Source organism: Bradyrhizobium genosp. SA-4 str. CB756 (assembly GCF_000473125.1).
Classification (GTDB): domain Bacteria; phylum Pseudomonadota; class Alphaproteobacteria; order Rhizobiales; family Xanthobacteraceae; genus Bradyrhizobium; species Bradyrhizobium arachidis.
Map to the genome: position 1 here is coordinate 1,467,194 of NZ_KI421499.1, position 9,215 is coordinate 1,476,408.

Genomic DNA, 9,215 nt, shown 5'->3' on the forward strand with positions numbered 1-9,215 from the left:
TGCTAGGTTTTCGACCATGAACGCACACGCATCCACGGCACAGGCCGAACGCAGCCAGCCGGTCCATATCGGCGATCATTTGCGCGAATGGCGGCAGCGCCGCCGGATGAGCCAGCTCGATCTGGCGGGCGAGGCCGAAATCTCGGCGCGGCATTTGAGCTTCGTCGAGACCGGACGAGCCGCACCCTCGCGCGACATGGTGCTCAGGCTCGCGGAGCGTCTCGATGTGCCCTTGCGCGAGCGCAACGTGCTGCTGGTCGCGGCCGGTTTCGCGCCCGCGTTCCCGCAGCGCCCGCTGGAGGATCCCGCCTTGAAATCAGCCCGCCAGGCGATCGACCTCGTCCTCAAGGCGCATGAGCCCAATCCGGCGCTGGCCTATGATCGGCACTGGAACCTGGTCTCCGCCAATCGCATGGTCGCGCCGCTGCTCGAGGGCATCCCGGAGCGGCTGCTCGGCCAGCCCTTCAACGTGCTCCGGCTCGCCTTTCACCCGGAGGGGCTGGCGCCGCGCACCGTCAATCTCGCGGAATGGTGCGCGCATCTGCTCGAGCGGCTGCACCGTCAATGCGAGGCCAGCGCCGATCCCGAGCTGATCAAGCTCTATCACGACCTCAAGAGCTATCCCATTCCAGCGCGCTCGGCGCCGTTGTCCAGCGACGCCGTCGCGATCCCCTTCAAGCTGCGCCATGATGGAGAGATACTAAGTTTCTTCTCCACCACCATGGTGTTCGGCACTCCCGTGGACATCACCCTGTCCGAGCTGGCGCTGGAGACGTTCTTCCCGGCGGATGAACGCACGGCCGAGCGGCTCAAGCAGATGGCCGCAGCCATGTCCTAGTGCTATATCCGGCGCCCTTGCCTCAGGGCGTGTTCGGCTTATCTTGGGGCGAACTCGCACCGCCCGAAGGAGGCGCCTGACATGAGCACGCTCAAACCGCTCCAGATCGACGTCGTCTCCGACGTGGTGTGCCCGTGGTGCTATATCGGCAAGCACAGGATCGAGAGCGCGCTGGCGCTCGTGCCCGACGTTCCCGTCAAGCTCAATTTCCGTCCCTTCTTCCTCAATCCCTGGGTGCCGCGCGAGGGCATCAGCCGCGAGGCCTATCTCACCCAGAAGTTCGGCTCGGTCGAAGCGTACAAGGGCATTGCCGGGCGCGTCGTCGCGGCTGCCAGCGAAGAGGGCCTCGTCTACAAGCCAGAGCTGGTGGCGCGGCAGCCCAACACGACCGATTGCCATCGCCTGATCCTCTGGGCCGAGGCGATCGGCAAGGCGCCCGAGATGAAGCAGCGCCTGATGGAGCTGTACTTCCGCGACGGCGGCGATCTCACCGACGTCAACGTGCTGGTGCAGGCGGCCGCCGATATCGGCCTTGACGCCGACGACGTGCGCAAGCGCCTCGCCACCGACGAGGACGTTGCGCGCGTTTCTGCCGACGCGCAGGAGGCCGCCGAAAAGGGCATCTCCGGCGTGCCGACCTACGTCTTCGCGCAGAAATATGCCGTCTCCGGCGCGCAGGATCCGAACCTGCTCGCCCGTGCCATCCGCCAGGTGTTGGAGGAGATCAACGCGCAGGCGGCGGAGTAACTGGCCTATTTGCGGAGCAGGTGAACTGCCCGGCGCGCCGCCGCGTAGGCGGCGCCGTGCGCTGCGAGCGCTCCGTGAATGAGCGCCACAACCGGATCGTTCCGCCGCAGCGGGATCAGCACGTCGCCGATCGCGAAGCGTCCGCGCCAGATCGGATTGATCATGGGATGGTCGGCACTCGCGGTGGAATCCGCGCTCGCAATGGCCGGATCGGCGCAGAGATGGCGGGTGAGGTCGAGCGTGAGCTGCACGCCCGGCGAATATTTTGCAAAACGCTCGTCGATGCCGAGCTTGAAGAAGAAGGCGCGGTCCCGGTGACGTAGCACGATGCCGGCGGCGACCGGCGTCGTGCCGGCGCGCAAGCTGACGATCTCGCACTGTGCGGTTTCTGCCAGAGCCGGCACGGCGCGGCGGATGAAGGTTGCGTCACCCGCATCCTGGATTAGCGCAGTGCCGCGCTTGCCTTTCCAGCCGCTGGCTTCAAGCTGCAAGAATGTTTCGAGCGCGAGCCTGATCTCGTCAGGATTGCGCGCGACTTCGAATGCGACGGGCCCATGCTCTTCGAGACGATGTCGCTGGCGGCGCAGCTCCTTGAGCTTTTTGGTGCCGAGCGCCTCGCGCAGCAGCGTCTCGCCATCCTGCGTCGCGTCGAGGCTGGCGCGGATGTAGGAACCGAGCACGCGCGGCTTCAGGCCGTCGCGGTTGAGAACTTGCTGGAGTGAATTCATCGCCGCGCCGTCGAGGGCGACGTCGTTCAGCACGAGCGCATGCGCGCCGGCCTCGCGTGCCTGCTGCAACAAGCGCGCGGCCGCCTCGACCGGAGCGTCGCGGTCGATCAGCGGGCTGCACAGCGTGCCGTAGGGATGCGCGCTCACCAGCGCGGGCAGGGGGATCTTCAGGGCGCGCCAGAGCGAGATCACCGGCATCAGCCCGGTCAGCCGCACTGAGGATCCATCATATGCGGCAAGCGCGGAGGCATCCGTGCGGCCGCGCGCACTTGCGCTGACAGCGAGCTCCCAGGCGGGCAGATAATATCCGTTCGGCTCGACCGCGCGCTGCGCCAGCGCACGCCATTGGCCGGGGTCGATCGCAGTGAGCGGGACGCGCGCGCCCATGGCCGCGGCATGCCTTGCCGATGCCGGATTGATCGCAGCCTGGTGCGCGATATCGACCACGTCCCGTCGTTCCCCGTTCAGGAGGTCATGCTTAGCGCAAAGATTGGAAAATACCGTTGGGACGCCGCTTCAATTCGAGTGGTAATATTAACACCCCGTTCAGCATCCGGGCGGACGATCGCCGGCCGTATCGGTGGATGAACGATTGCTCTCGCTCCGGAGGATCATCATGATCGCGACATCTTTCACGCCGGTTGCTTCGCTCGTTGGCGGCGCGTTGATCGGTCTGTCTGCCGTGCTCCTGATGTGGGCGACGGGACGGATCGCCGGGGTCAGCGGCATCGCGGCGCGGCTATTTCCGCCTTACGAGGACCGCGAGCTCGCCGGCCGGCTCGCCTTCGTCGTAGGCCTCGTCGCCGCGCCACTGCTGGTTCTGCTTGTGACCGGACGCCTGCCGGCGCAAACGATCGCCGCGACAACGCCGGTGCTGGTCATCGCCGGATTGCTCGTGGGCTTCGGCTCGGTGTGGGGCAGCGGCTGCACGTCCGGCCATGGCGTCTGCGGCCTGTCGCGACTGTCGGTGCGCTCGCTGGTTGCGACCATCACCTTCATGGCGACGGGCATCGCCACCGTCTTTGTGATCCGTCACTGGAGCTGACGACGATGACAATCCTCGTTCAATTCGCGATCGGCCTGATCTTCGGCCTCGGCCTCATCATCTCCGGCATGTCCAACCCGGCGAAGGTGCTGAACTTCCTGGACGTCGGCGGCATCCCTGCGGGCACTTGGGACGCCAGCCTCGCCTTCGTGATGGCCGGTGCGGTCGCAGTGACCTTCATCGGCTTCAGCCATGTCCTGAAGCTTCCGCGTCCGTTCTTCGCCGAGCGCTTCTACGTTCCGACGCGAAAGGACATCGACCCCAGGATTGTTGTTGGTCCCGCGATCTTCGGCATCGGCTGGGGATTGGCAGGCTTCTGTCCCGGTCCGGCGCTCACCGCGCTCGGATTCGGTTCGCGGTCGGCCTTCGTCTTCGTCGCTGCGATGTGCGCTGGCATGATGCTCGCGCGCTTCATCGCGAACCTTCCGTCATCGGCGCGCGTCGCCGCGCCGACCGATCCGCTCGAGACCTGACATCGACGGGACCGGGCGAGCTGTCTCGCCCGGTCCCGCCCTTCATCGCTTCATCGATTACCAGCGGTCGCCGACACCGACGCCCACGCTGACGCCCGGCGTGTGAATGCCGACGCCGCCACGCGGACCGTCATCCCAGTCGCGATAGGCGCGGCGCTCATAATAGCGCTCACGCGGCATCCGGGCGTAGGAGTCGCGCACGATCACGCGCGCGCCGCCACGGGTGCGATAGCAATTGCCGGCATCGTCGCAGACGAGCCGCACTTCCTGGATCAGATCCGGGTTGGTGTATTCGCTGGTCGTATAGATGTCAGCGGCCTTTGCGCCGCTCGCCGCTGCCAGGGCTCCGACGCCAGCCAGCAGTGCAATCGTAAACGTCCTCATCACGTCCTCCTCGATACTGCCCTCGGCGGTAACAAGAAGGGGAGGCGGGGATCGTTCCGGCCCATTTACAGGTTTTTCCCGGAACTGCGCTATGCGTGTCGGTCCTAGATGGGCTCGTAGGTTTCCGTTCCGCAGGTGTCGTCGGTTTCGGCACGCCGGCGATCGACCACCTTTCCACTTGATATCGTCACAATGTAGGTCTGCATGCCGAGCGCCGTGCCGGTCGCCGAGGTGAGCTGTGCGCGGACGCAGGCGGTCCAGCCGGGTCCTCGCACCTGATGATGGGGTGGGGCCACATGCACCTCGCGCGGATAGGAGGTGTTGAGGAAGACCACGTCGATCTGCTCGCGCACCACGCGCTTGACGTCAGGGGGCGCCTCGGGCGGCGGCACCTCGGCTTCCTTCATGCGCATGAACTCGGGCACGGGCGCCCGGCTGTCGGCAAAGCCGCAGGCACCGAGCGCGAGCGCGCCGGCGAGCAGCGCCGCATGAGCAATGATCCGCAACATCCCTGGAGGTCCCCCGCGGGCCAAGAGATAGGCACGAATGCGATCCGGCGAAGTCCCGGTCGATCAAGATTTGCTGAAGGCCGCGATGTCGCGGCATTGGCTATTACGGGATTGCAGGCTAGTTTGTACCCCCAGAGGTGGGGGATTGCTCCAATGAGGATTTTGGTCATTGCGGCCGCCGTGCTGGCACTGACGGCTGTCTCGGCCGAGGCGCAGGGGCGCGGCAGAGGTCAGCCCAATGAAGGCGGCCAGAAAGCGGACAACAAGCCCAAGGTCGACGAGAAGGCCTACAAGGCCGCGCTCGAGCGCATTCCGGAGCCCAAGGAAAAGTATGACCCGTGGGGCGGGGCTCGCCCCACCGAGCCCACCAAGAAGCCGAAATAAAGCGTGGCGGGCGATGCGTTTGCGCACCCGCCTGCATATCGTCGTCGCGCTCATTGCGCTCTTGTTTGCCGCGCCGCCGTGCGGGGCCTGGGAGAGCTGGGGCAGCGATGCCGGTGGCTCGCGCTTCGCGCCGCTACGACAGATCACGCCCGACAATGTCGGCCAGCTCATCCGCGCCTTCGAATATCACACCGGCGATCTCGCCGCGCGCGCGCCCGAGGTGATGCGACGAACCAAATTCGAGGCGACGCCGCTGTTCGTCGAGGGCAGCCTGATTTTCTGCACGCCGTTCAACGAGGTGATCGCACTCGATCCCGGCACGGGCGCGCAGAAATGGCGCTATGATCCGAAGATCGCGACCAATCAGCGTCCTGCCAATCGCTATGTCTGCCGCGGTGTCACCTGGTGGATCGACGATCAGGCGCCGCCGGATGCCGCCTGCCGATCGCGTATCTTCATGGGCACCAACGATATCCGCCTGATCGCGCTCGATGCGAAGACTGGCATTCCCTGCGCCGGTTTTGGCAAGGGCGGTGAGATCAAGCTCGATATCGGCATGCGGCTGGATTGGCCGGGCGAATTCCAGATCACCTCGCCACCGGCAGTCGGCCGCGGTGTCGTCGTGGTCGGCTCCGCGATCGCCGACAACAGCCGCATCGATGCGCCGAGCGGCAGGGTGCGCGCGTTCGATGCGCGGAGCGGCGAGGCGCGCTGGACCTTCGAGCCGCTCCAGCGCGCCGGCATCGAAGCCGGCCATGCCAATGTCTGGGCGCCGATGTCGGTCGACGAAACCCGCGGGCTGGTTTTCCTGCCGACGACATCGCCGTCGCCGGACTTCTGGGGCGGCAAGCGGCCGGGCAACAACGAGCACGCCAATTCGGTGGTTGCGCTGCGCATCGAGACCGGCGAGCTCGTATGGGCATTCCAGACCGTGCATCACGACGTCTGGGACTACGATCTGGCGGCGCAGCCGACGCTCGCGCGCCTCGACACCGGCGAGGGCCAGCGCGACGTCGTGATCCAGCCGACCAAGCAGGGCTTTGTGTTCGTGCTCGACCGCGACACCGGCAAGCCAGTCTGGCCGGTCGAGGAGCGCGCCGTGCCGCAGGGCGGCGCCGAAGGCGAAGCATTGTCGCCGACGCAGCCGTTCCCAACGCATGTTCCGCCGCTGACGTCGCAAACGATCTCGACCGATGATGCGCTCTCGCTCTTGCCCGGGCTGGGCCGCTCGTCTTGCGAACGGCAGTTCGCAGAGGCGCGCAACGAGGGACTGTTCACGCCGCCTTCGGTGCAGGGTACGCTGGAATTTCCATTCACCGGCGGCGGTGTGAACTGGGGCAGCGCGGCGTTCGATCCGGCTGGTCAGATCCTCTATGTCAACACCAGCCGCGCCGTGCATCTCATCAAGCTGATCCCGCGCGCTGAGGCGGCCGGATTCAATCCGCCGCCCGGACATGATTTCGGCCAGCAGCGCGGTGCGCCATTCGCGATGTCACGTGCGATGGTGACGTCGCCGCTCGGCATGCTCTGCAACAAGCCGCCATGGGGCGAGATGGTCGCGGTCGATCTGATGGGCGGAAAAATCCTCTGGCGCTCGACGGTCGGTACCACCGAGGATCTTGCGCCATTGGGCGTGCCGCTGCCTTGGGGCGCGCCGCTCCTCAACGGGCCCGCGGTCACCGCCGGCGGTGTCGTCTTCACCGGCGCGATGGATGCTTATCTGCGTGCCTTCGATGCGCGCAGCGGCAGGGAGCTCTGGCAGGGCCGGCTGCGGGTGCCCGGCGTCGCCAATCCCATGACCTATCTCTGGAAGGGCGAGCAATATGTCGCGATCGGCGCCGGCGGCCATTCCGAAGCGGGCACCTCGATCGGCGACAGCGTCGTTGCGTTTCGCCTGGCGCGGCCCGGCGAGGCGCCATCGTTATGGTCGCGCACGATCGATCGTCCGGGCGGACGATTTGTTGCGGCATCGACGACGATCGCTCTCGCGATCATCGCGCTTGTGATCGCAGCTCTGCGCTGGCGACGCCGTCGTCGTATCACGCCCTCTTAATCGCGATGTGGATGCGATGCGAACGCTCGTTCACATCGCGCGAATTATTGTACGAAAGCGAGGCCGACGCGCCGCTCGCTGCGCCATACGGGGCGGCAATTCCGCACGAAATTGTCGCGCGCGATCGAGAGCGTGAATGATTGCGGCAGTGTGACGGGTGAATCGAGGTCGATCGCCGCGCCGCCTTCGGACATGTTTCGCACGGTGCACGCTACACCGCTGTTTTCAAAGGTGATCGTCCCACCCTTGAAAACACGGTGACGCTGCGCTGCACGTTTCTCGATCATCGGCATTAATCCATAACGACGATTGTGAAATAGTGCATAGAAATTGCGTTGATCTAAACTCAATACTGGCGCTACTTGCACAGCGCTTCAGACTTCGTTTACGACGTTGGAGCGGTGACTCACTCCGCCGACTTTCCTCACAAGCCTTTCCTTTATGGCGTTACGCGCCGATGGAGATTCCGATGAAGACCACGCTTTCGATCTTGTTCGCCGCAGCATTCTCGCTGTCATCGATGCCCGCCCACGCCGTGAAGTGGGACCTCTCGACCATGACCTGTAAGCAATTCCTCGACAGCGGCGAGGACAACATCGCTGTCGTGCTGACCTGGATGGACGGCTGGTACAAGGGCGACGAGGACAACGCGATCATCGACACCGAAGTGTTCATCGAGAACGCCAAGAAGTTCGGTGCCTATTGCGGAAAGAATCCGACCGTCAGCGTCGTCACCGCGGCCGACGAGATCCTCGGCAAGTAGTTCTTGAAGTGTGCCGACCGTAGCGCGGATGCAATCGCGCTTCGGCGGACGCGAACGTGATGGAGAGCCGCGGCGCGCTTTTGCGCTCTCGCGGCTCTCTTCTTTTTCGGCGGATGCTCAGCCCGGCAGCATCGCGAAGGCGCTCGAAACCATCGCGACCTGCTTGTTGTCGGCGGCCGAGAGCAGCGTGACGCGACCAAAGCTCATGGTGCGCCCGAGACGCACCACGCGCGCGTCTGCGAGCACGTCCGAGGAGGAGACCGCGCGCATGAAATGCGTGGTCTGGTCGACCGTCGTCATCGGACGGTAGCCGCGATTGGCGGCGAGGTTCGCGATCACCATCGCGGTGTCGGCGAGCGCCATCAGCGCCTGGCCGCAGACCACGCCGCCGTTGCGGCACAGCCGCTCCGAGAACGGCATGCGCAGCAGCGCGCCGGGCTGCCAGTCCGGCGCGTCCGCCGGCTGGATGTGCTCGATGCGCTCGACGGCGAGGTTGAGATCCTGGACCCAGGGCGCAAAGACCTCGCCGAGGATGCGTCTCGCATCAGCGATGCCGAACCCGGCTTCTGGCTGCGTTTGCATTGCTGTCGTGTCCTCCATTGTTGCCGGATGTTTCGGCCATTCTGCGCGGATCGGCGCGGCAAAGTCACCCGGTCCAGCGCTGGCCCGTCGGCTTGAAAATGCCCGACTTCGCCCGATATGATAGCTCGCTTGGGAGCGGGTGGACGATGTTGCGTCGGTGTGTCCTCGTGTTTTCGTTGATAGCGCTTGGCCTCGTGCTGGACGGCTGCACCAGATGCGGCCCGATCTGGGACGATTGGCTGAACGCGCCGAAATCTTGCCGGTCGGACCGGCTCTAGCGCGCCATTCGGCCGCGAGCGGGCTGTTGACAGGGATGACGAGGCGCGGTTGATCCGCCCCTGATTGAATGATCGAGGAGTGAGTGATGAAGCTTTTCCGTATGGCGGCGGTGCTGCTGGCCGTGGTGGCGGGACCGGCCTACGCGCAAATGCCCAATCTCAACCTGCTGCAGGAAGGCCCGGGCAAGACCCCCGAGGAGAAGGCCGCGGATGCCGAGCGTGAAAAGGCCTACAAGGAAACGCTGAAGAAGATTCCGGACGCCAAGTCGTCCAGTGATCCCTGGGGCGGCATGCGCTCCGATCCCCCGAAGCAGCCGGCGGCGCCGAAGGCCTCGGCCGCAACCAGCGCGCCGAAGAAGAGCAAAACCGGCACCGCTGCCAACTGATCGCCCCCGTCGGAGGCCGCAATGACGCCTCCGGAACAGGACTCC

The 9,215-nt window shown here is 65.4% G+C and carries 13 protein-coding genes; 8 read left to right on the plus strand and 5 right to left on the minus strand.

Annotation, left to right across the window (positions count from 1 at the left end; all coding sequences use genetic code 11):
* The first annotated feature begins 16 nt into the window (after positions 1–16).
* Together BRAGE_RS0107060 and BRAGE_RS0107065 are read left to right on the plus strand one after the other, a co-directional pair.
* Positions 17–838, plus strand: a complete 822-nt coding sequence (locus tag BRAGE_RS0107060) for a helix-turn-helix domain-containing protein (RefSeq protein ID WP_027560290.1) — start codon at positions 17–19, stop codon at positions 836–838.
* Between the two features lie 81 nt (positions 839–919).
* Positions 920–1,585 carry a DsbA family oxidoreductase gene (locus BRAGE_RS0107065; protein WP_027560289.1) on the plus strand — a complete coding sequence of 222 codons (666 nt, stop codon included), beginning with the start codon at positions 920–922 and terminating at the stop codon, positions 1,583–1,585.
* A 5-nt stretch (positions 1,586–1,590) separates the two neighbouring features.
* On the opposite strand, the gene BRAGE_RS0107070 is transcribed toward BRAGE_RS0107065, so the two are convergent.
* Positions 1,591–2,760: a GNAT family N-acetyltransferase gene (locus BRAGE_RS0107070; protein ID WP_027560288.1), complete on the minus strand. Its 1,170-nt coding sequence runs from the start codon at positions 2,758–2,760 to the stop codon at positions 1,591–1,593.
* A gap of 169 nt (positions 2,761–2,929) precedes the next feature.
* On the opposite strand from BRAGE_RS0107070, the gene BRAGE_RS0107075 reads away from it, so the two are divergent.
* Both BRAGE_RS0107075 and BRAGE_RS0107080 read left to right on the plus strand, forming a co-directional pair.
* Positions 2,930–3,358: a YeeE/YedE family protein gene (locus tag BRAGE_RS0107075; protein ID WP_027560287.1), complete on the plus strand. Its 429-nt coding sequence runs from the start codon at positions 2,930–2,932 to the stop codon at positions 3,356–3,358.
* Between the two features lie 5 nt (positions 3,359–3,363).
* The gene (locus BRAGE_RS0107080; protein ID WP_027560286.1) at positions 3,364–3,831 is read left to right on the plus strand and encodes a YeeE/YedE family protein; all 468 of its coding nucleotides are present in this window, start codon (positions 3,364–3,366) and stop codon (positions 3,829–3,831) included.
* A gap of 57 nt (positions 3,832–3,888) precedes the next feature.
* Here BRAGE_RS0107080 and BRAGE_RS0107085 read toward each other — a convergent pair whose 3' ends face one another.
* Together BRAGE_RS0107085 and BRAGE_RS0107090 are read right to left on the minus strand one after the other, a co-directional pair.
* Positions 3,889–4,215, minus strand: a complete 327-nt coding sequence (locus BRAGE_RS0107085) for a hypothetical protein (RefSeq protein WP_027560285.1) — start codon at positions 4,213–4,215, stop codon at positions 3,889–3,891.
* 104 nt (positions 4,216–4,319) lie between these two features.
* Complete coding sequence (locus BRAGE_RS0107090; RefSeq protein ID WP_027560284.1) at positions 4,320–4,724, minus strand: hypothetical protein; 405 nt, start codon at positions 4,722–4,724, stop codon at positions 4,320–4,322.
* Between the two features lie 153 nt (positions 4,725–4,877).
* Between BRAGE_RS0107090 and BRAGE_RS0107095 the strand changes: the two genes are divergently transcribed.
* On the plus strand, positions 4,878–5,108 hold the full coding sequence (locus BRAGE_RS0107095; RefSeq protein WP_027560283.1) for a hypothetical protein: 231 nt from the start codon (positions 4,878–4,880) through the stop codon (positions 5,106–5,108).
* A gap of 13 nt (positions 5,109–5,121) precedes the next feature.
* Positions 5,122–7,161, plus strand: a complete 2,040-nt coding sequence (locus BRAGE_RS0107100) for a pyrroloquinoline quinone-dependent dehydrogenase (protein WP_027560282.1) — start codon at positions 5,122–5,124, stop codon at positions 7,159–7,161.
* 44 nt (positions 7,162–7,205) lie between these two features.
* Here the strand turns inward: BRAGE_RS0107100 and BRAGE_RS0107105 are convergent, their stop codons facing one another.
* Entirely contained in the window at positions 7,206–7,448 is a 243-nt protein-coding gene (locus BRAGE_RS0107105; RefSeq protein WP_027560281.1) for a PilZ domain-containing protein, read from the minus strand.
* A 182-nt stretch (positions 7,449–7,630) separates the two neighbouring features.
* On the opposite strand from BRAGE_RS0107105, the gene BRAGE_RS0107110 reads away from it, so the two are divergent.
* The gene (locus tag BRAGE_RS0107110) at positions 7,631–7,924 is read left to right on the plus strand and encodes an HdeA family protein (RefSeq protein ID WP_027560280.1); all 294 of its coding nucleotides are present in this window, start codon (positions 7,631–7,633) and stop codon (positions 7,922–7,924) included.
* A gap of 117 nt (positions 7,925–8,041) precedes the next feature.
* Here the strand turns inward: BRAGE_RS0107110 and BRAGE_RS0107115 are convergent, their stop codons facing one another.
* Positions 8,042–8,506, minus strand: a complete 465-nt coding sequence (locus tag BRAGE_RS0107115; protein WP_027560279.1) for a PaaI family thioesterase — start codon at positions 8,504–8,506, stop codon at positions 8,042–8,044.
* 364 nt (positions 8,507–8,870) lie between these two features.
* Here BRAGE_RS0107115 and BRAGE_RS0107120 point away from each other — a divergent pair, with 364 nt between their 5' ends.
* The gene (locus BRAGE_RS0107120) at positions 8,871–9,170 is read left to right on the plus strand and encodes a hypothetical protein (RefSeq protein WP_027560277.1); all 300 of its coding nucleotides are present in this window, start codon (positions 8,871–8,873) and stop codon (positions 9,168–9,170) included.
* The last annotated feature ends 45 nt before the right edge of the window (positions 9,171–9,215 follow it).

What these genes read in the sequence shown, in the direction of transcription:
- BRAGE_RS0107060 (WP_027560290.1), top strand. Translation starts at nt 17, where the DNA reads ATGAACGCACACGCATCCACGGCACAGGCCGAACGCAGCCAGCCGGTC.
- BRAGE_RS0107065 (WP_027560289.1), top strand. Translation starts at nt 920, where the DNA reads ATGAGCACGCTCAAACCGCTCCAGATCGACGTCGTCTCCGACGTGGTG.
- BRAGE_RS0107075 (WP_027560287.1), top strand. Translation starts at nt 2,930, where the DNA reads ATGATCGCGACATCTTTCACGCCGGTTGCTTCGCTCGTTGGCGGCGCG.
- BRAGE_RS0107080 (WP_027560286.1), top strand. Translation starts at nt 3,364, where the DNA reads ATGACAATCCTCGTTCAATTCGCGATCGGCCTGATCTTCGGCCTCGGC.
- BRAGE_RS0107085 (WP_027560285.1), bottom strand. Translation starts at nt 4,215, where the DNA reads ATGAGGACGTTTACGATTGCACTGCTGGCTGGCGTCGGAGCCCTGGCA.
- BRAGE_RS0107090 (WP_027560284.1), bottom strand. Translation starts at nt 4,724, where the DNA reads ATGTTGCGGATCATTGCTCATGCGGCGCTGCTCGCCGGCGCGCTCGCG.
- BRAGE_RS0107095 (WP_027560283.1), top strand. Translation starts at nt 4,878, where the DNA reads ATGAGGATTTTGGTCATTGCGGCCGCCGTGCTGGCACTGACGGCTGTC.
- BRAGE_RS0107100 (WP_027560282.1), top strand. Translation starts at nt 5,122, where the DNA reads ATGCGTTTGCGCACCCGCCTGCATATCGTCGTCGCGCTCATTGCGCTC.
- BRAGE_RS0107105 (WP_027560281.1), bottom strand. Translation starts at nt 7,448, where the DNA reads ATGATCGAGAAACGTGCAGCGCAGCGTCACCGTGTTTTCAAGGGTGGG.
- BRAGE_RS0107110 (WP_027560280.1), top strand. Translation starts at nt 7,631, where the DNA reads ATGAAGACCACGCTTTCGATCTTGTTCGCCGCAGCATTCTCGCTGTCA.
- BRAGE_RS0107115 (WP_027560279.1), bottom strand. Translation starts at nt 8,506, where the DNA reads ATGCAAACGCAGCCAGAAGCCGGGTTCGGCATCGCTGATGCGAGACGC.
- BRAGE_RS0107120 (WP_027560277.1), top strand. Translation starts at nt 8,871, where the DNA reads ATGAAGCTTTTCCGTATGGCGGCGGTGCTGCTGGCCGTGGTGGCGGGA.